This is a genomic window from Tenacibaculum aiptasiae (assembly GCF_008806755.1).
GTDB lineage: Bacteria > Bacteroidota > Bacteroidia > Flavobacteriales > Flavobacteriaceae > Polaribacter > Polaribacter aiptasiae.
On sequence record NZ_WAAU01000003.1, the window covers coordinates 221640 to 242564 of the forward strand.

Here is a 20925-nt window from a genome sequence, read left to right on the forward strand (position 1 = left end):
ATGTTTCTTTTTCAATTTTTGTGAGTCTAATGTACTCAATGTATGTTGGTTTTACAAGTGGGGTTTATGCATAGTAGAATATATAATAATAGTGAATATATTAGTGTAGTTTTCTATTTATCTAAAACTCCAATAAACTTTAAATATTCAATTTCAACATTATAGATTTCGAGTAAATGGTCTTTTGTTAAGTCTATTTTTTCCTTATGCATAGCATATTTCACAAGTTCATTTATATCTAAATAGGCATTTGATTTATTTTTTGAATCCGGATTTTTGGATAGTAATCTGATTTTAGACATATAGTTCTCTTCTGCAATCAAAGCATCGCGAATTAAATTCAAATCGGACTTTTTCTTTTCTAGTTTCAATGCAATGAAGCAGGTTGCTTCATCCAAGTCGTAGGTTTCTTTTCCAGCATTATTTTCATTAATAGTGCAGATTGGATCTTTTTTACAGCTGAAAAATGAGAATAAAATTAAAATGTAAGTAAGTTTGAATTTCATTAGGTTTAAATTAATTCCAACGTTTTGGTTCAGGTATTTTTAAAGTTGTTTAGGTATTGTTGTAATTAGTTAAAAGCCTATTTTTTTTAGTTTAAGATTAGAATAATTTTCTTCATCTTGATTATATATCTCAGATAGAGGTAAAGCCTTATTCGAGTTTTCAAAATTTAAACTATTCAATAACTCATTAGTTTTATTTATTTCTAAATCTTTGAATTCGTATTTAGAAATAATTCTACCTTTTCTTAAAAGCGCATTGTCAATTTTAGATAAACTAGTATTGAAAGTACAGATAATTTTAATATTTAAATAATCGCTAAAGAGCCCATCTGTTAATTGAAGAATAGTAGAAACAACAGATTCTTGTTTTAAATTTTCTCTTGATGTAATTACTTTTTCAGCATCTTCAATTATTAAAATAGAATTTCTTTGTTTTAGTAGAAATGAAATAAAATCAGGATCTAATAAATTGTTTACAAATTCGTTTTGAACAAAAATAAAATTAGCTTTATTGTTTTTTGAAATAAGTCCTTTAATTAAAGTTGTTTTTCCTGTTCCTGGTTTTCCATATAATAAAATCAAGCCTGATTGTTTTGACTTAATTGCTTTTTGAATTTTTTCATATTCAGTAACGAAATCAGAATTATAATTTTTAGCAATATCGAGTTCAATTTTTTCAGTTCCTACATCTTCGGTTTCAAAGCCTCCTGCGTCTTTTGTTAAAACCTTAAAAGTTGGAGTCTTCGGCATTCCTAATTCAGAACGAACTTTATGATTTTGATTTATAATGTATTTTTCAAGATTAGAGTCTTTACAATCATAATAGAAATCAATTTTCAATGTTTCATATTCTAAAGAAATCCAAATGATGCATTTATTGGATATGGATTTAAATAAAAATTGATAAGGAAAATCTGAACTGAAATCAGCATTATTTGAATCTTCTGTATTCCAATTTTTAAATACTAATTCATAATCTCCATTTTTCAGATTTAAAATTTGTAATACTTTCTCAATGTTCTCTTTAGATTCCTCAAGGTTAATTTCGAGAGACAAAGTAGATGCTATAGAATTAAACATCAATGTGAAATATGAACTTTTTTCAAATTCATTATAAGAATCGAAAGCTTTTAATAATTCGGACATTTTGACTTTTTTATTTTTTATGTAATAATTATTTGCAACTTGTTATATAAGGAACTTTGTTCCTTGTATTTATACATTAAGTGTTAAGTGTGTAGCATTATTTTATGTTTCTTTTTCATTTCACGTAAGTTAAGAATTAATACATTTTTCTGCCTTATTCAAGTTGCTTATGTTTAGTGTAAAATGCGTTTTAATGCATTTTAAAATAGTGTTTGGTAGTTTTATATTAATGTCCTTTTTACAATTACATGATAACCCCAAAATCCTTTTGAGATATCAATTTTGACTTTTTTGCTTTGAAGTTCCTTAGTTGATATTTCCCTAAAGTTTATTCTTTTACTGGTATTATTATAATTAATTTCAGCACTTTTTACACCATGCTTTTTTTCATAAATATTTTGAGGTTTAATATAAATAGTTTCAATATTTTCTTCCTTAAACAAAATATTTGTTCCTAAAAATGTTGCAACAAGAAAATTCCCAATTGGCATCATGATTAATACATATGTTGCAAAACGGATTAAGAAATTATAATTCTGACTATCTTTTATTTTAAGTTGATAACCTAACGAAGTAATTATTTTCTTTGATAGAAAAGGGGTTATTATTAATGCTGGAATAAATAAAATGAATAATATTAGTTTTATATTAATAAAAATGATGGGGTATAAAAACAATATCCAAAAAAGCATAAATCCGAATCCTATTAAAACAGAATAATTAATAAAGCGTTCAACTTTTTTGTTTTTCTTTTCTGTTTTTCCTTTTGCTAATATGCTGTTTATCTTGTTTTTCATTCAAAGTTATAGTGCTTAAGGGGTTTGTACTTGAAAAGTGTTGTGTTTTTAATGCACTAACTTTTCTGTTTTATATTGACCTCTAATTTATTGATGCTTTTTTAGGTTGTTATCTATAGTGTTTTTTTCATGCTCTTGTTTATAAACCCAATGTTCAAGAGCTAATAGTTCTGATGAATTTTTGTTTGGTTTGATTATCATTTTCAATCCGCTACTGATTAATTCGTAATTTTTATCTATGATTACACAATCTCCGTTAAGAATTTTTTTAGAATTATTTACTTTAACTAAATCATTAAAAATATTTTTTAGCTCTTCAAATTCGGTTTGAGTAATTTTAAATTTAGATCTTTTTCCTTTCAGTTTATCATTATATTTAACTCGATATTCCTTTCCGTTATTTTTTCGTTTTACAATCAGTTTACTAATTCCGATTATGTTTGCTCCTGACCCGCCATGATTTGTAATCCGTATTTGAACTCGTTTATTAGCGAATATTTTTTCTACACTCTGCTTTTCAGTCGGGAGTAAATTTCTAACTGAATTTCTAACAAAACTTGTTAAAATAAGAAAGCTACATATTAAGAAAACCGTTTTTTTCATATTGTGAGCAATTAATATAGCGTTGTTTTTTTGATTTTCTTTTAATTGTTTAGCGTTTTAGGTTTCTTAAAGGTTTAATAATTATTTGACAAAAACATTAATTAGGGGTTATAGTAGTACTTACTATTGTTAAAACCTTATTCTAAGGTGTCTTTAACAACTTTTGTTTTTGATAAAAGATCGTGAAATCCATTTTTTTGAAATAGAAATGAAATTCTATCTAATGGAATTAATCGGCAAAAAGTTCTAACTATTATATCTTCATCAGTTGGTTTTTTACCATCTATTTTTACCACTTTTGTTTTAGTTATAAACTTTCCAATTGTTTTTTGGAATTTTATTTCCATTAGAGCATAATAAGCAATAAAAGTTCCTAAGATTAAAAGATTGACAATTAAAAAATTAGTTAATTGGATAAAAAGACTAACTATAAAACCGGTAATAAATATTACGATTAACCATGCGATAAGATCTATTAAAAAATTCAAAAATCGAATTTCTGAACTAACAACATTTGAATCAATTTTTTCTTTTTGTTTTCTTTCTTCTGCTGCTTTTTGTCTTATTTTTTCGAAACCTGAGGTATCGATACCTCGCTTTTCAACTTCTGCATCAGCAGCTTCAATTGCAATGGGGTTATATTTTTCTCTTTCAACTGTTACAATCTTAATTAATTCATTGTCTGTTCTCTCAGACATTACTTTTGCAAATTCGTTTTCCATATAGTTTGTTCTGAATTAAACCAACTTATTTATGTAAGCATAGCTGTGTTTTTAATGTTTCCTTTTCAATTTTAGCGAGCGTAATGTACTCAATGTATGTTGGTTTTACAAGTTGGTAAGAGGGATTTGTTATGGGAGGTGTTGTTAATTAGTCATTATAACTGTAAAATACATCAGAGGAACTGCACTTAACAATATCCAAATCCAATTAGTTTTTAAATCAGATTTATGCTTTGAAAGTAAAAAGATTGTATTTATCAAGGATGCAAGAATTCCGCCAAAGAAGGTAAAATAAGAAGTAAGGTTTCCGTATTGATAAATCCATGTTCCACGGTAAGGTTGTACTAAATGTTGTAGTAATATAGCGCATAGACAAATTCCAATAATTAGAATTCCGCTTCCTTCAGTCCAGTTTTTATTTTGTTGTATAATATTCAACATTTTGTTAAAGGTAAATGAATTACTGTATTTAGGTTTTAATTTGCTCGTTTTATCTTAATCAGAAAATCAATTTCTTTATAGTAGAATTCCAATTATTATTTTCTTTTTTATAGGTAAGTTTTAAAGCTACTTTTCAATTTTAGCGAGCGAAATGTACTCAATGTATGTTGGTTTTACAAGTGGGTAAGAGGGATTTGTTATGGTAGAAGATGTTATATGTTTTAGGCAATCCATACCTGAGTTGATGAGCATATTTCCCAATCATTTTTAATTTTTTTAAATACTAACACATACCCGCCACCATTTGTATTATTAGACTGATTGGAATAATATAATAAAGCTTTATTTTTTTTCTTGTTAAAACCTATTCTGGATAATGTTAATAAACCTTGAGCTTCTTCTCCGTAAGTTTCGTAAAACTTTTTCCAGCCATTATAAATTGAATTTTTTAAAACTTCATTTATTTGTTGATTTTCTAGTATAACGATGTTCTTTTGAGTATAAAAATTGCCTTTAATTTTAACAGGAGATTGATTTTTAAGAAGAAAATTATCAAAAGTTTCTTTATCTAAACAAGGTAACCTGTAATTAAAATTACCGAATTCTATTTGTTCTGTATCCTGAGTTATATCAACAATTGTTGTTTTTTCTGTAATTACAATTTTTTTTGCTTTATGAAATGAATTTATGATTTTGGATAATATCTTTTTATTATCATTAACTGTAATTGTTGAATCAGAGTTATTTAAGTTTAAAGTGTTTTTTGAAGGTTCTTTTTCTATCTTTTTGCAACCAATAGTTAAATGCAATATGAATACTAAATAGAAATATTTTTTCATTTTATGCTAGGTAAGGACTTTGTGTAATTGCCAATTATAAAATTAAATTTAATTTAATGTTTTTTGATTTAGACTTTTGTTAGTATTTCCGATTATAGATTGTAGGGAACTAGCAATTATTTTTTTCGTACTCTTAGTTTTTCAACTTCTTCAATTGATAATCCAGTTGATTCAGATATTGTCTTTTCATCAATACCTTTTCTTTTCAACTGTTTAGCAATTTCAATTTTCTCTTTTCGTTTGGCAATTTCAGTGGCTTCTTTTTTTATTCGTTCGGCCAATACATATGGTGGAACATACTTTGTACTTTTTTCTAACTCTTCTAAAAGTCCAATGTCCTTAAAACTCAAATAGCTTTTGTTTGATACAATTAAATGATCAATCACTTTTAAGTCAACAATAATACCCACTTGTATTAGTCTGTCTGTAATGTCTTTATCGTCTTCAGAAGGTTTTAATTCACCACTTGGATGATTATGGCAAAGAATGATATTAACAGCTCTTTTTTGTAAAGCAAAGCTAAAAACTTCCATAGGTTCAACTAATGTTTTATTAACTGTTCCTAAGCTGATTAATTCGATAAAAAGAATTCGATTGTTATTTTCCAATCCAATTACCCAGAAGTGTTCTCGGTTTTGGTCAATTTTTTGTTCTCGAAGCAGAATCTTTTGCATAATTCCGTACATATCATCGGAATTAAGCACTTTGATTTTTTCAGATTCTGTTAGTTTTATATTCATAGCATAAATGTAATGCTTTATTTTAAAACCGAAGAGGGATTTTTATGCTTGTGTTTAATGGTTTTGTATGACTGTTTTTTTATGTGAAAGTTAGCGGTTTATTTCGGGTTTAGCATTAGCCGTATTTGTGTTTATATATTGTTGTTATGTCGTTTTATTTTCAAAAAAACCATTTTAGAACTGTTATTACTCCAAAAATTTTTTAAAAACAGCGTGGACTTGGGCATTGCAAATAGATGATGCTAAAAAATAAAATAATATATAAACTTTCAATTTCATTTAATGAATCACAGGCATTGTTAGTCACAGCTTTTTAATTCGGTTAGTATTTTTCTTTATTCAGTTATTTCAGTAAGCTTTAAATCTAGTTCCTTGATAACTTGATCAATGTTAAATTCAAAATTTTTAGGAATGTTGATTGTAGCAATACTTCCAAGGTCGACTTGCCAAAAACCACCTCTTTTACTCAATTCCTCTCCAAGCATTCTGTAGTCTGATTCTTTATATTTAGGAGCTAATCTAAATCTACGAGTAATAAATTCTGATTCCTTTGTTATTTTTACAACCTCGTGTTCATTTTCAGAATTAATTTTGGTTTCAAATTCAGTGCCTAAAGTGAGTTGGTAATTGAATATATGATTATCAATCATTCGAAATTGGTTTACTGATATTTGTTCAACCCAAAGAGTAGTTGTTACTTTTTCTCTTTCGTTATGAATTTGAATTTCAACTTCTTTCATCATTTTTGAACTTTACTTATTATCTAAAGAAGTAAAAAATGTATTAAGATTGTCTTATTCATATTTACTCAATATTTTTTTCATTTAGTTCTAAATCTCACATTTGTTTTAATTAAACATAAAGTATTTTTACTTCTTGAACTAAAACTTTCAATAAAACCTATTCTATGACAACTCTTTTTTAATTTATTTTTTCAAACTTTTGATAATACCCTTCATTAGAAATAAAACTTAAAATCAAAAACTGCCTTTTTAATTCAAAACCAATTGTTGCAATATTTGAATTTTGACAATTTGTAGTTATTGTATTATTAGAATAAGTTCCTGAGCTTATTATTTCTTTTGAATAAGGATTGCACAAAGAACCGTTAGTTGTTATAGTCCCATTAGCTTTAAATTCAATTGTTTTGTTACTTTCAACTGCTTTAAAAGTTCCACTTCCGTTACCAGGGTCTGCCAAAACTTCTATTAATTTCCAGTTTCCAACTAATTCTACATTTGAATTTAGTTCATGATCATTGTCGCAAGAAAATAGAATTCCGATTGTTGTTAAAATTAATACTATTCTTTTCATAATACTTTTAATGTTTATTTATTAGATGTAAAAGTTTTGATTTGGTTGCGTTAAATTGCTTACAATTTGTTTTATTTTTTAGACTTCTGATTCTTACTTGTTGTTAACGTTTGAGCTAAACTATGCTTTAATGCTGTTTGGGTATTGTTATAGGTAGTTTTTCTTTTTCTCTCGATACTAATTTTAGATTTTTAATCTCGTTCTTAAATTCAAAATCTTCACAATCGAATTCATAAATACTCTTGGTCAGATAATAATTTCCATTTTCAGAATTAATACTTCGTTTTATTAACTCTCCCTTTTCTCTCCCCATAGTGCAGTCGCGTTCTTCAGAATAGAATTTAAATTGACTTATGATTTTTTTGTTTTTATCAATCTCAAAATATTCATGAAGAGTAACAATATGTGGAACAGAAGTAGTTGGTAAAAAGATTTTATATAAAACTTGATTTTGATTGTTTTTTAAATCATTTGATAACTTAAATGTTCCAGAGTGATATTTATAGTTTAGTCGTTCGATTTTATCTATTATTTTCTTTTCCGCTATTAAATACAATAATGCTTTATATTCTCCAGTTAAGATAGATTGAAAACTTGTTGTTAAGATCTCATAGTTATTATTTCTCAGTAGACTAAAGATGTTATTTGAAATTCTATTTTTCTGGATTGAATTGCCTGCATATTCATCTTTCAAATCAGATAATACTAATTCTTGATTTGTAAAAATCTGCTTTTGTGCATGACAACTAATGATTATAATTAGAAAGGGTATTAGTATATGAAATGTATTTTTCATTTAGCAATTTTAATATTTAAAGCAAGATGGAAGGAACCCATATAATTAAGGTCATATATTGTTTTATGTAGTTTTTATATTTCGCTAACCTCTTTTTTCAAATCTTTTTACATTTTTGGATGTCCTTATGACTATAACTTATTTATTGATATTCAATGTTAAGTATATAGGGCTGTGTTTTGATGCTTCTTTTTCAATTTTTTTGAATCTAATGTACTCAATGTGTGTATTTTTGTAATTAAGCTTGCATGTTTATGAAAGAGATTGATCGTTGAGGTGTTGTTGTATGTTTTTGTTTTTTTTAAATTCTGCTAGTACTAGGTTTTCTAGTCGTTCAAAGTTATAATTCAATGTGTTTGATGTTATGGTAATAGGAGTGTAGTATTTACTCATATTAGCTTTCATTAGTTTTTTTTGTGCTATGTTTTTAGCTTTTTTAATATATTTTTCTGGGTTGTTAACGTCAATCAATAGAAACTTTGTTGATACTACTTGTTCGGTTCGAATTCCTGTAATGTCTTTCCATTCAATTAAGCCAATACTTGTAGCATTGGTGTTGTCAGTAATTCCTTTTGAATCGATTTTTAAACCGGTTTTGAAATCAAATAATTTTGATAACCCATAGATTCCTGTTGCTCCAAAAAATAGTATTCCAATTATTCCCATTACATTCCATAAGATAAAGTAACATGCATATACAAAACCGATTGAACAAAGTGTTAATAATCCAATTTTTAATTTGTTAAGAGGTATTTTAATTTCTGAGTTCATTTTGTGAATAATAAATATAAGCTTGATTTATAAGTGAGTTTATTGATGTTAAGTTTTTATATCCAATCCATTGATAAGTTTTCTGTTTTCAAAAATTCTCTTGGAGTAATTTGTTCTTTTCCTATGTCTTTTAATATTTCTTGAGCTATTTGTGAAACCTTTACCCAATCTGGATCATTTCTTTTCATTTTGTTGCCCAATGTATTGTTTATCATTGGACTTATAGTTTCTCTCAATAAATATATTTTCTCTCTTACAAATAGAGGAAAATGATAAGGTTTTGAAATTGCATTGATTGTTTCTTGATGAAAAATAAACCCCAATTCTTCATCTAGTGTTTCTGCATATTCACAAATATCGTCTATACCTTCTTTTTCGTAATTCATAGCGATGATCTGAAGTATATAATTTATTAAATTATATATATGTCTCTTTATTTTTGGAATTTTTTCTGAATCATTTCCATTATAATAGAATATAATTAAAGAATCATTGTTAAAATCTTTTATTTCGAATTTCTTACTCATTTTTTCTAATGAATACCGCTTATTTATATGTGGGGGTTTTTTAAGTGTTGACAGTCAATTTTTGCAAATCTAATGTACTCAATGTACTTTGGTTTTGCAAATAAGGTAGAAGAATTGGTTATGAGAGGTGTTGTTATATGTTTGTATTTAAATACTAATAGTGCCAATATCAATATTGATATTGGCACTATTTAATGCTTTTTATATTATACGATAATCTATATTTTTAATTTGAATTGGACTGAATGTCGAAATGTTTTAAATAACCCTCTATTGGTTCCATTCCCATTTCCTTTCTTCTTTCGTTTACTGTTTCTGGATTTTCTAATTTATATAATTTACCATTATTTATTTGTGAACCATATATCTGAGGCTTCCCTTCATCCATTAATATTCTATCTTTCATTAAAGCATATTGCTGTTTGGATAAGTCTCCATTTTCTACCGCTTTTTCTATTTGTGGAAAATACTTTTTTCTGATTTTTTTATTACTATGTTGCAGCCCCAACCAGATGGCATTCATTTGTTTTTGAGATACCTCCTTTAATGTCGGCATTCCACATTTTTCAATAATGCTTATTACTAATTCTTGATTTTTGTGATCTTCTTTAGCGTACTTAATGAGGTCATTTGCTTTTCTAATCCTTTGATCGCTTTCATATACTTTGCTCAAGATTTGTTGTTTTTTACTGCAGTCTATCTCAATAAGATCTACTGAACCTACATAAACAAATTTGTCTTTATTTATAAATAAAAATGTTGAAATTGCTACTATTAAAACAGCAAATATGCTCAGGAATACTTTTCTCTTTTTCATTTTTTTAGAATTTATTTTTTGATTTAATATAATTCATAACAGTTTTGTTATTATTTGTGTAAAATCGATTTTCAATAACTGAGCCAAGTAAAATTCTAAGACAGTTTGTCTTTTTAAAAGACTTATTGACTGGTTGTTTTCTATTAATATAGAATTGTTTTTAGAATCTATTTTAATGATTATGAGTTGCTTTTCCCTGATATTTAGGTTTTATTTCATAAAGATCTATTCCGTTAGGTTTGTTCCTTAAGATTTCATTAATTAATTCAGCTTTTCCACCTATAAATGTCATTGGGCAATCATAATCTGTAATTATAAACCAATCATTTCCTTTTGTTGGATAGATTGCATTTGGACTATTACTAATTTCGGGTTCAAAATCAAGAACTTTTGGTAATTCAGATAGTTTTCCTCGTAAAATCTTATTTTCTAAAGACTCTTTTGTTTTTAAAAGGCTATAAAAGAAATCAGATTCTAAGTCTCCATAATTTTTAATCAATAATTGAATGATAAATTCCAAATCAGAAAACTCCGCTTCTCCTTCAGCAGGATACCATATGTATTTGGGCCAATCATTATCTTCTCTAAAATATTTATCCGCAATTTTTTCTTTTATATTTTTTGCCGTTTCTAACTTAAATTCTTCATTATATTTTTTGAAGAATTCGAAATACGTTAATCTTTTAAAGTCTTCGTCATTGATATCTTTTTCTCTTAAAAAAGAGACAGTTTTATTTAGTTTTTCTGCTTTATAGTTTATCCAGAAAGGATGAAGGAGAATAAGGTATTTTTCAAAATTGGGAGGACTACACATAGCTTGTAAATACCAAAAAAAGTTGTCATGATTGATTTTTATGTCAAGCTTTATTCCAGGTCCAAATTCAGCAAAGGGTTTAATCCATTTTGGTATATCATCTTTTACAAAGATCATATTTCTTTTTCAATTTTTGTAGACCTAATGTAGTTATTGTGTTTTTTATTTCCAAGGTTCTATTTGTATATTTTCCCACCTCTTTTTAAAACTATTGGTCATTTTAATATAATTATCCTCACTCATTGTGATTTTATTTGGTTTTACAAGCATATTAAAAGCATCCTTCAATCCGTATGGTGCATATATTTGGTACTCTTTTGTTTTTCGAATTCCAATTGCAAATGCTGAAAGCCAAGTTTGTATTCCGTTTTCTGTTTTATTAAATGGTTTTATCTTATTTCCGAACTTTTCCGGATACCATTCATGAACATATGCTTGATTGGTTATATCGAGAGGGAATTTATGACTTATTAATTTTTCTATTTCTAATTGATGGACTTTTGATTGCTCCCTTTTTTCGTTTTTTGAATAGTATACGATATCAAAATCTTTTACATTTTTAAGTGTTGATTCTCCGTTTAAATTATTCCAAATTATTTGTGTTATTGCTCCTCCTGCAACATAATAATCTTTTAATCCATACTTTGTACAAGCCTCTATTGTTTCGACTATTTCGGGACAATCTATGATTAGTGAAATTAGCTTTTCTTTAAGCAGTTTATTTTTCTGTGTGTTTAATGTATTCAATGTATGTTGATGGTGTAAAGGGAGGTTATATTCCTACTATTTTTACAATTTCGGTTCCGTTTGTTAGTTTTTGATTCAGTCTGCAGGTGTTTACTATTTTTCCACTATAAAAAGTTTCAAATTCCATTGTGATTTTTTTGTTTTCTATTTCACAAATTACATCTCCGCTTTTTACAATGTCCCCTGGCTTAACATACCATTTTGTTAAAATGAACCCTCTTTGGTTTCCCGTTGTTGGTAGGAAGATTGATTGGGTTTTTCCTTTTTCTAATTTGGTTTCTGTTTGGGTTGAGGTAGTTCCCTTTTTCTCCATTTCTTCTTTTGTTTTGAAGTTTGGATTGCTTTTTAAATCGTTTATAACCGTATTTCGGTTTTCATTGGAAAGAAATAGTTTACGGATTAGAGATTTTATCATTTATAAGATTGATTTTGCAGTAAGTATAGCGTTGTATTTTGATGTTTTTTTTCAATTTTTACGAGCGTAATGTACTCAATTTATATTGATGTTTTAAACTGATATAATAGAACTATTATATAGTATTTTTTGTTTTCAAGTTTTTATTTCAGAAAACGAATTTAGTTGTATTCATAGCAATTACAATTATACCTTGTTGATAACTAGATTTTTTTATTTAAAATGCATTTTCATTCCTTCGTGAGTAGCTTTAAAACCTAAGTCTTCATAGAATTTAATGGCCTTTGATCTTTTTTTATCAGATGTAAGTTGTAATAAATGAGCATTTCGTTCTTTTGCTCTATTAATTGCCCATTCAAACATTGTTTTTCCTATTCCAAGGTTTCTTTGGTCTTTTCGAATTCTAACTGCTTCTATTTGTGCTCTAATACCACCACGATAAGTCAGATATTGGATAAATGATAATTGTAAAGTTCCAATAATTTCAGAGTTTTTATTTTCGATAACAATCAGTTCTTGATTTTGGTCAGAATTTATATTTTCGAAAGCGTTAAGATATTCTGCTGGTAATGGTGTTTGAAAATCTTCTCTTGTTTTTCCTAGTTCGTCATCTGCAATCATTTCCACAATTTTTGAAACATCATTTTTTGTCGCTTTTCTAAATTTCATTATTGAGATTAGTTTTTTAGCTTGTTGCTATCTTGTTTATATGTGGAACTTTTGCGTGTTTACAGTTAACATTGATGTTCCTTTTTCTTTTTTTGTAAGTCCAAAGTACTAAATGTATGTTGGTGTTGCAAATGGGGATTTGTTAGTTGTTGTTCTAATTTTTTGGTTTTCGTTTTTTTGAATCTAAATGTTGGTTTTTATGACGAAAACTTGTAAAACCACGGTTTGGACAAAAAGTATAGATATTATCTTGATTTCTTTTTTTTCCTTCTCCAACTGTCCATCGAAATGTAAGGCAATGATTAGGTCCGTCTAGTTCTATAATTTCTATTCTTGTTGGTCTGCGTGATGGATAGGTACGTACTTCTCCTTGTTTCCAATAGCCTAGTGGAAATTTACTTCCTAATCCGTCATATGCTCTTTCTCCCCATTGTTTTCGTTTATCATAAATTCTAACCAGTCCATCTTTTGAATTGTTAATGGTAAAAAACGATTCTACTTTCCCTCCTCGTTTGGTGTTATATATTCTTTGATAATAGGGAATTTTATTACCTACCCATTCAATTTTTGTGTTGTTCTTTTCTGTTTTGAAAGGCCCTGTAATAGTATATTTAGTGCATCGTTTTCCTGTTACTGGATGACAGGAAGTGGCTGTGGTAGCAACTTTTTTTAATGTTAATTTATGTTCCCCATCCCATTTAGCTCCTGTAAATAATTCCACTGGAATGAATCTTTCTTTTGTTGATTTATTATATGATTTTTTCGAATAATTCTTTTGTTCTGTATTTGTTGAAATTTTGTTTTTTGGCTTTTGTCCGAATGATATGTTACTGATACTTACTACTAGGAATACTGTTGTTAATAGCCTCATTTTATTACTTTTTTAATTTAAAAGTTCAATATTAAATATGTGAAGCTTTTAAAAAAAAGAGATGTAGTCAACTGTAGAATTCATGTTATGAAATGCTGTTTTGGTGGTTGTTTAATGTGTATTGGTAATTTAAGAATAATGTTATCAAATACTAGTATTGTATTATGAAATTATAAAGGAGGAGGTATGTTTGATATTTTAGTTAAAATTAAATGGGTAATATTGGTTTTGTATATGAAATGTAGTTAATTTAATGTTCTATTGTTTTCAGTTTAAGAATAAAGTAAGCAGAAAGCACAAACTTTGTAGTTTGCACTTAACTGCTATTTTTATATACTATGTTGTGAGTTTTTTTCTTTTCCTCTTAAAGTTAGTCAAAAGATATCTTAATAAATAAATAATGCTTCCAAACGGGAATATTACTATCATTATTATCCATAAAAAGACTGAAATACCTTTTTCTTTTTTTAAACAAAGAACTAAACTTGTAATTAATAAAATACAATATATAATACTGAGTGTTAAAAATTCTTTAGGTGCTAGTATGCTGTTTGCTATCATAATATTAACTTTAATTACAACAAACAGCTTGTGAAGATAAACACATATGTTGTCCCCAAGCACAACTAGTATTAATACCTCCAATTTTAGAACAACCCCCTAATTCTCCAGTCACTATTTCATATGCTGCTTCTTGGTCAACATTTGTTTCTGAAACACTTTGATTGCCCCCAAAACTATACACATAATAAGTATTCCAAAAACTACAAGCCTGTTTTAATGGTAGTGTTTTATGTATTATTGCTTCTGTATTTACAAGCGTGACTCTATTTTGTGTAATTTCATTAAAATATAAAAGCAAAATTGATAGTTCATTTACCTTTATAATTTCTTTAGTGTTAGTAGTATAAAAAGGCTCATTATTTTGATTAGTTTTAGAAAGTTTTTTCATTTTAAGGTAAATCATTAGTTATTTAGATATTAGCAATATGAATTGTAACGGTAACGTATAAGCATAGTAAGGGATTGATAAGCGATTAGTTTCGGTTTAAACTACTTTTGATTTTAGCCTTTTAGCCCTTATTATAGTTATACAATGTTGTGGTTTCGTATTTATTTCAAATCAGAATCATTAATCTCCAATATCTTTTTTATCCAAAGATTATTTTCAACATATTCTTGCCAATTATCTTTAAAGTTATATCCTTCTTTTTCTAACTTTTGGTAAAACCATTTCGTTCTTGAGAAAAACACCATATTTAGGAAATCTATATGTGAAGCACCTTCAAACCATATTTTATCAATTTTTTCGATACATTCGTTTAATGGCAAATCAAAATATTCATAAGTTTCGGTACTTCCTACTCGTAATATTTTTTTTGATAAAAGAATTTTGATAATATTAAGAACTTTGCTTTTAATTTCTTGTTCTTTTAAATTTGGATAAAACTCTTTCACGTTTTCTATAAAACTATATAAATATTCAAAATGACAGGAATTATCGATTATCATAGATTGTATTTTTTCTATTTCAGTCATTATTTTATGAATTTTAATTCTCTTGTTTTGCCCAAATTGAAGGGAATTTTAAATCAATGTTAGCAACTAAATTAGCTGTACCTGAATTATCAAAATTTCTAAATGTAATATAATTTCCGATATGATATCTGCAACTTTAATTTTTGATTCAATTCGCTTCTTTCTTCCATCTTGTAAACCGTCCAAATAATCATCTCCCAGCCTGATAAAATCTTTTTTGTTTCTAATATGAATAGCGTAAATGGTGTTTTGTGCTGTTGTAACAGAAAAACAAAATCACTATGGTTTTTAACGTGATTATGAATAAAACCATGCTGCTGTACTATGAAATTATAAAGGAGGAGGGGTGTTCGATATTTTAGTTAAAATTAAATTGGTAGGAATACTGAAATTATAATTATCCGGTTCGATTTTACCAGAAGTATGTATTACAATACCTTCAAAATTATTAATTAGTTTTAAGGACATTTTTAAGGGTTGTGTTGAATTAGTAATTTTCAATTCGGCATCTGCTCTTTTACCTTCACTTATAGAGCCATCAGAATTTTTTCCTTTAATACCATAGTCTATAAATCTAGCACTTGTAATTGTTAAACCGTTAAAAGTAAAACCAAAAAAAGGCCCATATTGCTTTTTATTAGGAACTAGAGGATTTAATAACCATTTTTTAGAATTAATTTTTACAATTCCGTTTTCTTTATATATATAATATCCCATAATACCATCTTGAAATTGAAGCCCTTGAGGACCATATAAACCATTAGGTACTTTATCTAATTTATATAAATACAGAGTAAATTCTTTAATTCCTTGTTTAGCTTTCCAGATTCCTATAAAAGGATTTCTAATATTGTTTATATCTTTAGTATATATAGGAGGCTTGGGGTCTTCTATTGTACCGTAAGGACCTTCTATAGGATATATAGTTTGAGCTTTACAGTTTATACTTATTATAGAGATAGTTAATAATAAAAATAAATTTTTCATAGTTTTTAGTTTTCAATTAATTACAAGGAGTTATTGAGGTATTTTTAGTTTTAGGGTTATATTTAATTTTAGACCACTTATTAAAGTTGGTATTTGTCTTATATAGTTCTAAACCAGTATCTCCTTGGCCGCCTCCAAAAAACAGCATTTTTGTAAAATGCTTTTCATTTAAGGTATTACTATTAATGTTTTTAATGCCTTTATGAAAATAAACGCTATCTATACCACCATATATAAAAGGTAAAAAATCGTTACTTCCATCTTGTAAACCGTCCAAATAATCATCTCCAAACCTGATAAAATCTTTTTTGTTTCTAATATGAATAGCGTAAATGGTGTTTTGTGCTGTTGTAACTGCAAAAACAAAGTTACTATGGTCATTGATATTATTATTTTTTAATAATAGATATAAGCTGTATAAATCTTTAGGGCTAAAAACAGATAAATCTTTGTTGTTATTTGAATCATAATGATTATGTATAAAACCGTCTATTTTGTATCCATTTTTTATAGTAAAATTTATCCCTAATTTTTCAGGTATACCTATTTTAATATTATAATTATATTCATTATTAGAGAGTTTCATTATATACCCTGTTTCATAATTATCTGTTTTAGTTTTATTAAGCAAGTCTTTAAGTTTGTCTTTGAACTTTTTATTTTGGGCTAGTTTTTTAAAATTTTTACAAGGGTTAATTAAATGGCTAATATCTGTAGGAATAAAAGCTACATCTCCATTTTCTGTAGGACAGTTGTTATTATTTTTCATAAGTACAACAACATCAAGTTTTCCATTGGAGCATGAAGTAACTTTAGTTATAGATGCTCTATCACTACCTTCTCCCTTACAATTTTCTCCAGGTAAATGATTTCCTCCTGCAGTACATCTTCTTACATGTAAAGTAGTAGTACAAACAGGTGCACTACCAGAAATTGAACCTCCTCCTAATGTAATGTCATTATCATTTGGAGAACTACTTACACCGTTAGAGTTATTAGGAGAAATGTTATCTGATGGATTAAAATCTTGAGGGTCGCAATTCCCTAACTTGCTTTGTAAGTTATTATTAAAATTTTCTAAATAGAACTTATAAAGTTTTCCTTTAAAAAATGCTAAATCAAAATTATGTTCTTTAAAAATAGGATATTGCTCTGGAGCACAAACATATTTTCTTATATATGGTTTAGCTTTTTTACCATTTTTATCTTCAGGTATAATCAGATTATAAAAAGTGAATTTATTTGCTGTTGGAACATTTAAGAAAAAACTATAATTACTGTAACCATCAGCATCTTTTACCTTTATAATTTCTTTAGTGTTAATAGTATAAAAAGGCTCATTATTTTGATTAGTTTTAGAAAGTTTTTTATTTATACTTTGTATTTCAAGCTTTAGTTTAGGAAATTCAATTATGTTAACAAATTCGTATGTTCCCTTATAAGAATTTATATTATTTGTGGGAGTAATAAGTATTTGATCTTTATTACAAGCAGAACAAAAAATTAATAATAGAAATAATTTTAGGTAGTTTATTTTTCTCTTTTTCATAGATGTTAAAAGTTTTTTTCATTTTAAGGTAAATCACTAGTTATTTAGATATCAGCAATATGAACTGTAACTTACTTATAATGAGAGCTATTTTCTTTATTAAGGTATCTAAAAAAGAGGTTTTTACATAGGTAAAATGAATAAACGGTAACTATGATGTAATAAACGGTTAGATTTTTTGTTTTATCGGTTTAAAACAAGTTTTATGAGTTAATTTAAAAAGAATAGTTTTATTCTTGTTAAAACATGATAGTACTAAAATGTAAGTTTTAAACATTACTATTTAGTATAATTATAACAAACCAAAGTATATACATATGAGTGCTATGGTATCAAAAAAACCATGTACTGCTATAATAAACCATAAATCGTATTTACGTAAGTAATATATGAGTGCTAAGAGTGCTCCTACTGTTCCTGCAACTATTTGGCCAGTAATTCCTTGATAACTGTGCATAAAGCCAAAAAAACAAGCTAAAAGAATAATATTAGGGGCAATGCTTATTTTGCTTTCTCCAAAGAATTTTACAAATTGTCGCATGAAATAACCACGAAAGATAATTTCTTCTCCAAATCCGGCCGTTGCCCACACTAATAATAAAGCTATTAAACAGGCTGGAAGATTTCCTTTTAATTGATCAAAAGCTGAATAATCTATTGGTGCTTCTGTAAGTTTTGTAATTCCAGGAACTAATATAAATATATAGAAAATAAAGAGTGCTAGTGCAACTAATGGTGCTAGTATAAAGATGTTTTTGGTGGTAAATTTTTTGCGTTGAAAACCAAGTTCTAAAAATGCTTCTTTTTTATATTCTATATAGTTTGCTATAATAATTAAAATTGAAATAACGATGTTTTCTATGTAACCTATACTAATAGGACCAAACCATAAAGTGCAGATAATTGTAATGGTAATTAATGGGATTAATGTTTGTTTTAAGGTGATTTTGTTCATTGTTTTGAGTTTTAAATTCGAAACGAAATAATGAACTAATTTTTTGAAATCCCTTTTAAATACTGATGTTTTTGCTGAGTGGTCGTGAATTTTTACTGAATAGTCGATATCTTTTATTGATACCAATTTAAAAATGCTTTTCGTTTGTAACGACTGATATTAATTTCGGCTATTGCATCATTTTCAAATGTTGTTTTTAACTTAATTAGCAACTTACCATTTTCAATTTTTTTAACTAAATCTACTGCATTTTTATGAATGATAATTTTACGATTGGCTCTAAAAAATAACTGGTCGTTTATTTTTTCCTCTAGTTCATTTAATGTAAAATCGGTATTAATTGTTGTTCCATCATTTTGTACTGCAAAAACAATTTTATTTTCAATATAAAAACATCTAATATTTTCATAAGTAAGCTTTGTTATTTTTGTGGCATTTTCTATAGTTATTTCTGCATCTTTTAAAGAAAACTTATATAAACTATAGATGTCTTGTGCGTAGAATAAGCTGATGAAAATAAAACATATTAGTAAGGTGATTAGTAATCCGATTAATAAATAATAAAATACTCCTATTTGTCCTACTGCAATTATATTTAAAAGGATATTTACAGGTATATACATGATTGCTATATACCCTAGTGTTGAAATTATAAACCGGGCTATAGTTTTTATATCTACCTTTTTTGAGAAATGTTTTTTCTTATAATATTTGAAATTAAAGTCTGCTATGATTCCAATAAGAATTGATAAAATAATTGTTGAAAGAAACCCTTCTATAGGAAACCTATACGATTCACTAGTTGGAAAACTTTCGCGTTTAGCTAAATGATTTACAACTAAAGAGAAAAAAATTAATATGGTTACCTTCTGAAACCAATACCATGTAGTACTATTGATAAATTTATGCCATACTGTTTTTATTGTATTCTTGGTTGGTTGTATAAAACTCATGGATTAGAAGATTGTTTTAATATTCATAAGTAAAATATTTTTCTACCTTTTCAGAATCGTATTCCGTTATTTCCCCTGTTGTAGCATTCATTTTAAAATGATGTTTTACTTCTGGAAAACAACTAGGTCCAAAAATACTTCCATTTCTAACTAACGTATTTGTTTCCCAAATAAAAGATTTAGTTTTTTTATCAAACCATAATTCTATATTTAGTTTTTTATATGGAATTTTTCTACGAATTAACTCTGAATGTACCGAGTCTATTGGTATTGTTTTATTGAATACTTCAATTGTAGGAAATTGAATGCCTTTAATTATTTTTCCATTTTTATCTAGCATTAAATTCAATCCAATTTTTTCGATTCCGATTTCTGGTTTTTTTAAGTGATATGTTGCTGAATATATAGGAAATGCTATGATGGTATCACATTCTTCTTTTTCTTTTAGTTGTCCTAAAAGAGATACGATATCATCTGAATTTCTCTTAATTTTAATAGGCTTATTTGAGAATACATCAACGTTTTTAAATTCCAGTTTTTGAAAGATTGAATCTCCTAACCTTTTTTTGAAGTAAGCTTTTATGCTATTATGTATGTCAGTTGGAATTTTGTCTAAAGTATTTAATTCAGCAGAATAACAGCTGTTAATGTTTTTATAGGATTCTAACTTTGAAACTAATTGAGGATATTTATCTCGTGAGTATTTATTACACGATATAAGAATAATGGTAATAAATAAGAAATGTAATATTTTATTTTTCATCTAGGAAGTAGCAATTTGTTATAAACAAAGTTTTATTTCTAAAGGGTATTTTTTTCCGTTGATATAGGTTTTTCCTAAAATTATAATCCAATTATTCAGAATACTTATATTAACATCAACATTATTATGTTCCATAAAATATAATGCTATTTCATAGTTATTTTGATTTTGTTCGTTGATAACAATTTGTTTACTTTTACCTAAATCTATTTGATGTGCATAAAATTCTGGTGAATATAATCCATAGCTGAATTCAAAATTTTCTTTATCACATAACAGATCGAAGACATTTTCATCTGCTTTTATGGTTAAATCAGTTATTTGATTTTCATTTATTTCAATAGTACTTTCGTTACGATCTATGGAGAAATTATAATCTCCTATTGAAAACTTTTCTTTCATTCGTATATTTTTGCTCCTTCTAATATTGTTTTGAAGTTTTGCCAGGTAGGCTTGTCTGCATCAATATTCATTTTCATATTATCATAGTAGCCTTGAATATCTTCTGTATATGCCTCCATTGCCTCTATGAAATCTTCTAAGGTCTTATTCTCCCAATCAGATTTATTTTCTTTTAAATCTTTTCTAAACTCTTTTAAAAAGTCTATAAATTCAATTCTAGTCATTGTGTTTTCTAATATTTC

28 protein-coding genes are annotated in these 20925 nt (G+C 26.9%); all 28 read right to left on the reverse strand.

From position 1 onward, the window contains the following. Window positions 1–113 precede the first annotated feature (113 nt). Window positions 114–506 carry a hypothetical protein gene (locus tag F7018_RS01030; RefSeq protein ID WP_150898119.1) on the reverse strand — a complete coding sequence of 131 codons (393 nt, stop codon included), beginning with the start codon at window positions 504–506 and terminating at the stop codon, window positions 114–116. 69 nt (window positions 507–575) lie between these two features. After that, window positions 576–1652, reverse strand: coding sequence for an AAA family ATPase (locus F7018_RS01035; RefSeq protein ID WP_150898120.1), 1077 nt, complete (start codon window positions 1650–1652; stop codon window positions 576–578). 221 nt (window positions 1653–1873) lie between these two features. Next, window positions 1874–2449, reverse strand: coding sequence for a hypothetical protein (locus F7018_RS01040; protein WP_150898121.1), 576 nt, complete (start codon window positions 2447–2449; stop codon window positions 1874–1876). Between the two features lie 87 nt (window positions 2450–2536). Continuing rightward, window positions 2537–3052 carry a hypothetical protein gene (locus F7018_RS01045; protein WP_150898122.1) on the reverse strand — a complete coding sequence of 172 codons (516 nt, stop codon included), beginning with the start codon at window positions 3050–3052 and terminating at the stop codon, window positions 2537–2539. Window positions 3053–3189: 137 nt separating this feature from the next. Next, window positions 3190–3774: an RDD family protein gene (locus tag F7018_RS01050; RefSeq protein WP_150898123.1), complete on the reverse strand. Its 585-nt coding sequence runs from the start codon at window positions 3772–3774 to the stop codon at window positions 3190–3192. 144 nt (window positions 3775–3918) lie between these two features. Further along, window positions 3919–4215, reverse strand: a complete 297-nt coding sequence (locus tag F7018_RS01055; RefSeq protein ID WP_150898124.1) for a hypothetical protein — start codon at window positions 4213–4215, stop codon at window positions 3919–3921. A 221-nt stretch (window positions 4216–4436) separates the two neighbouring features. Continuing rightward, window positions 4437–5054: a hypothetical protein gene (locus F7018_RS01060; protein WP_150898125.1), complete on the reverse strand. Its 618-nt coding sequence runs from the start codon at window positions 5052–5054 to the stop codon at window positions 4437–4439. A gap of 116 nt (window positions 5055–5170) precedes the next feature. Then, on the reverse strand, window positions 5171–5794 hold the full coding sequence (locus tag F7018_RS01065) for a JAB domain-containing protein (protein ID WP_150898126.1): 624 nt from the start codon (window positions 5792–5794) through the stop codon (window positions 5171–5173). 335 nt (window positions 5795–6129) lie between these two features. Beyond that, the gene (locus F7018_RS01070) at window positions 6130–6537 is read right to left on the reverse strand and encodes a hypothetical protein (protein WP_246175020.1); all 408 of its coding nucleotides are present in this window, start codon (window positions 6535–6537) and stop codon (window positions 6130–6132) included. Between the two features lie 178 nt (window positions 6538–6715). After that, complete coding sequence (locus F7018_RS01075) at window positions 6716–7108, reverse strand: hypothetical protein (RefSeq protein WP_150898127.1); 393 nt, start codon at window positions 7106–7108, stop codon at window positions 6716–6718. 127 nt (window positions 7109–7235) lie between these two features. Next, a complete protein-coding gene (locus tag F7018_RS01080) occupies window positions 7236–7904 on the reverse strand; it encodes a hypothetical protein (protein ID WP_150898128.1) in 669 nt (222 codons plus the stop codon). A gap of 252 nt (window positions 7905–8156) precedes the next feature. After that, a complete protein-coding gene (locus tag F7018_RS01085) occupies window positions 8157–8675 on the reverse strand; it encodes an STM3941 family protein (protein WP_150898129.1) in 519 nt (172 codons plus the stop codon). A 56-nt stretch (window positions 8676–8731) separates the two neighbouring features. Then, window positions 8732–9202: a hypothetical protein gene (locus F7018_RS01090; protein WP_150898130.1), complete on the reverse strand. Its 471-nt coding sequence runs from the start codon at window positions 9200–9202 to the stop codon at window positions 8732–8734. A 226-nt stretch (window positions 9203–9428) separates the two neighbouring features. Further along, complete coding sequence (locus F7018_RS01095; protein WP_150898131.1) at window positions 9429–10019, reverse strand: DUF6624 domain-containing protein; 591 nt, start codon at window positions 10017–10019, stop codon at window positions 9429–9431. Between the two features lie 172 nt (window positions 10020–10191). After that, window positions 10192–10950 carry a hypothetical protein gene (locus tag F7018_RS01100; RefSeq protein ID WP_150898132.1) on the reverse strand — a complete coding sequence of 253 codons (759 nt, stop codon included), beginning with the start codon at window positions 10948–10950 and terminating at the stop codon, window positions 10192–10194. Between the two features lie 45 nt (window positions 10951–10995). After that, a complete protein-coding gene (locus F7018_RS01105; RefSeq protein ID WP_217701343.1) occupies window positions 10996–11580 on the reverse strand; it encodes a nucleotidyltransferase family protein in 585 nt (194 codons plus the stop codon). Window positions 11581–11605: 25 nt separating this feature from the next. Next, window positions 11606–11893 (reverse strand): biotin/lipoyl-containing protein, encoded by a 288-nt coding sequence (locus tag F7018_RS01110; protein WP_150898464.1) that lies wholly within the window; start codon window positions 11891–11893, stop codon window positions 11606–11608. A 315-nt stretch (window positions 11894–12208) separates the two neighbouring features. Then, window positions 12209–12664 carry a GNAT family N-acetyltransferase gene (locus F7018_RS01115; protein ID WP_150898133.1) on the reverse strand — a complete coding sequence of 152 codons (456 nt, stop codon included), beginning with the start codon at window positions 12662–12664 and terminating at the stop codon, window positions 12209–12211. A gap of 154 nt (window positions 12665–12818) precedes the next feature. Next, window positions 12819–13535 carry a hypothetical protein gene (locus F7018_RS01120; RefSeq protein WP_150898134.1) on the reverse strand — a complete coding sequence of 239 codons (717 nt, stop codon included), beginning with the start codon at window positions 13533–13535 and terminating at the stop codon, window positions 12819–12821. A gap of 571 nt (window positions 13536–14106) precedes the next feature. Further along, the gene (locus F7018_RS01125; protein ID WP_150898135.1) at window positions 14107–14487 is read right to left on the reverse strand and encodes a hypothetical protein; all 381 of its coding nucleotides are present in this window, start codon (window positions 14485–14487) and stop codon (window positions 14107–14109) included. A gap of 161 nt (window positions 14488–14648) precedes the next feature. Next, complete coding sequence (locus F7018_RS01130) at window positions 14649–15074, reverse strand: hypothetical protein (RefSeq protein ID WP_150898136.1); 426 nt, start codon at window positions 15072–15074, stop codon at window positions 14649–14651. A gap of 330 nt (window positions 15075–15404) precedes the next feature. Beyond that, window positions 15405–16061, reverse strand: a complete 657-nt coding sequence (locus tag F7018_RS01135; protein WP_150898137.1) for a DUF6705 family protein — start codon at window positions 16059–16061, stop codon at window positions 15405–15407. Window positions 16062–16077: 16 nt separating this feature from the next. After that, a complete protein-coding gene (locus tag F7018_RS01140) occupies window positions 16078–17610 on the reverse strand; it encodes a hypothetical protein (RefSeq protein WP_150898138.1) in 1533 nt (510 codons plus the stop codon). Window positions 17611–17902: 292 nt separating this feature from the next. Continuing rightward, on the reverse strand, window positions 17903–18565 hold the full coding sequence (locus F7018_RS01145) for a CPBP family intramembrane glutamic endopeptidase (protein WP_150898139.1): 663 nt from the start codon (window positions 18563–18565) through the stop codon (window positions 17903–17905). Window positions 18566–18678: 113 nt separating this feature from the next. Continuing rightward, window positions 18679–19518, reverse strand: a complete 840-nt coding sequence (locus F7018_RS01150) for a LytR/AlgR family response regulator transcription factor (RefSeq protein ID WP_150898140.1) — start codon at window positions 19516–19518, stop codon at window positions 18679–18681. 16 nt (window positions 19519–19534) lie between these two features. Further along, window positions 19535–20281, reverse strand: a complete 747-nt coding sequence (locus tag F7018_RS01155; RefSeq protein WP_150898141.1) for a hypothetical protein — start codon at window positions 20279–20281, stop codon at window positions 19535–19537. An 18-nt stretch (window positions 20282–20299) separates the two neighbouring features. Then, window positions 20300–20683, reverse strand: coding sequence for a hypothetical protein (locus F7018_RS01160; protein ID WP_150898142.1), 384 nt, complete (start codon window positions 20681–20683; stop codon window positions 20300–20302). Next, entirely contained in the window at window positions 20680–20907 is a 228-nt protein-coding gene (locus F7018_RS01165; protein ID WP_150898143.1) for a DUF7660 family protein, read from the reverse strand. The genes F7018_RS01160 and F7018_RS01165 overlap by 4 nt, the downstream gene beginning before the upstream one ends. Window positions 20908–20925 lie beyond the last annotated feature (18 nt).

Excerpts from the sequence above, each read along its gene's own strand:
- F7018_RS01030 (WP_150898119.1), bottom strand. The coding sequence starts at position 506 with ATGAAATTCAAACTTACTTACATTTTAATTTTATTCTCATTTTTCAGC.
- F7018_RS01035 (WP_150898120.1), bottom strand. The coding sequence starts at position 1,652 with ATGTCCGAATTATTAAAAGCTTTCGATTCTTATAATGAATTTGAAAAA.
- F7018_RS01040 (WP_150898121.1), bottom strand. The coding sequence starts at position 2,449 with ATGAAAAACAAGATAAACAGCATATTAGCAAAAGGAAAAACAGAAAAG.
- F7018_RS01045 (WP_150898122.1), bottom strand. The coding sequence starts at position 3,052 with ATGAAAAAAACGGTTTTCTTAATATGTAGCTTTCTTATTTTAACAAGT.
- F7018_RS01050 (WP_150898123.1), bottom strand. The coding sequence starts at position 3,774 with ATGGAAAACGAATTTGCAAAAGTAATGTCTGAGAGAACAGACAATGAA.
- F7018_RS01055 (WP_150898124.1), bottom strand. The coding sequence starts at position 4,215 with ATGTTGAATATTATACAACAAAATAAAAACTGGACTGAAGGAAGCGGA.
- F7018_RS01060 (WP_150898125.1), bottom strand. The coding sequence starts at position 5,054 with ATGAAAAAATATTTCTATTTAGTATTCATATTGCATTTAACTATTGGT.
- F7018_RS01065 (WP_150898126.1), bottom strand. The coding sequence starts at position 5,794 with ATGAATATAAAACTAACAGAATCTGAAAAAATCAAAGTGCTTAATTCC.
- F7018_RS01070 (WP_246175020.1), bottom strand. The coding sequence starts at position 6,537 with ATGATGAAAGAAGTTGAAATTCAAATTCATAACGAAAGAGAAAAAGTA.
- F7018_RS01075 (WP_150898127.1), bottom strand. The coding sequence starts at position 7,108 with ATGAAAAGAATAGTATTAATTTTAACAACAATCGGAATTCTATTTTCT.
- F7018_RS01080 (WP_150898128.1), bottom strand. The coding sequence starts at position 7,904 with ATGAAAAATACATTTCATATACTAATACCCTTTCTAATTATAATCATT.
- F7018_RS01085 (WP_150898129.1), bottom strand. The coding sequence starts at position 8,675 with ATGAACTCAGAAATTAAAATACCTCTTAACAAATTAAAAATTGGATTA.
- F7018_RS01090 (WP_150898130.1), bottom strand. The coding sequence starts at position 9,202 with ATGAGTAAGAAATTCGAAATAAAAGATTTTAACAATGATTCTTTAATT.
- F7018_RS01095 (WP_150898131.1), bottom strand. The coding sequence starts at position 10,019 with ATGAAAAAGAGAAAAGTATTCCTGAGCATATTTGCTGTTTTAATAGTA.
- F7018_RS01100 (WP_150898132.1), bottom strand. The coding sequence starts at position 10,950 with ATGATCTTTGTAAAAGATGATATACCAAAATGGATTAAACCCTTTGCT.
- F7018_RS01110 (WP_150898464.1), bottom strand. The coding sequence starts at position 11,893 with ATGGAGAAAAAGGGAACTACCTCAACCCAAACAGAAACCAAATTAGAA.
- F7018_RS01115 (WP_150898133.1), bottom strand. The coding sequence starts at position 12,664 with ATGAAATTTAGAAAAGCGACAAAAAATGATGTTTCAAAAATTGTGGAA.
- F7018_RS01120 (WP_150898134.1), bottom strand. The coding sequence starts at position 13,535 with ATGAGGCTATTAACAACAGTATTCCTAGTAGTAAGTATCAGTAACATA.
- F7018_RS01125 (WP_150898135.1), bottom strand. The coding sequence starts at position 14,487 with ATGAAAAAACTTTCTAAAACTAATCAAAATAATGAGCCTTTTTATACT.
- F7018_RS01130 (WP_150898136.1), bottom strand. The coding sequence starts at position 15,074 with ATGACTGAAATAGAAAAAATACAATCTATGATAATCGATAATTCCTGT.
- F7018_RS01135 (WP_150898137.1), bottom strand. The coding sequence starts at position 16,061 with ATGAAAAATTTATTTTTATTATTAACTATCTCTATAATAAGTATAAAC.
- F7018_RS01140 (WP_150898138.1), bottom strand. The coding sequence starts at position 17,610 with ATGAAAAAGAGAAAAATAAACTACCTAAAATTATTTCTATTATTAATT.
- F7018_RS01145 (WP_150898139.1), bottom strand. The coding sequence starts at position 18,565 with ATGAACAAAATCACCTTAAAACAAACATTAATCCCATTAATTACCATT.
- F7018_RS01150 (WP_150898140.1), bottom strand. The coding sequence starts at position 19,518 with ATGAGTTTTATACAACCAACCAAGAATACAATAAAAACAGTATGGCAT.
- F7018_RS01155 (WP_150898141.1), bottom strand. The coding sequence starts at position 20,281 with ATGAAAAATAAAATATTACATTTCTTATTTATTACCATTATTCTTATA.
- F7018_RS01160 (WP_150898142.1), bottom strand. The coding sequence starts at position 20,683 with ATGAAAGAAAAGTTTTCAATAGGAGATTATAATTTCTCCATAGATCGT.
- F7018_RS01165 (WP_150898143.1), bottom strand. The coding sequence starts at position 20,907 with ATGACTAGAATTGAATTTATAGACTTTTTAAAAGAGTTTAGAAAAGAT.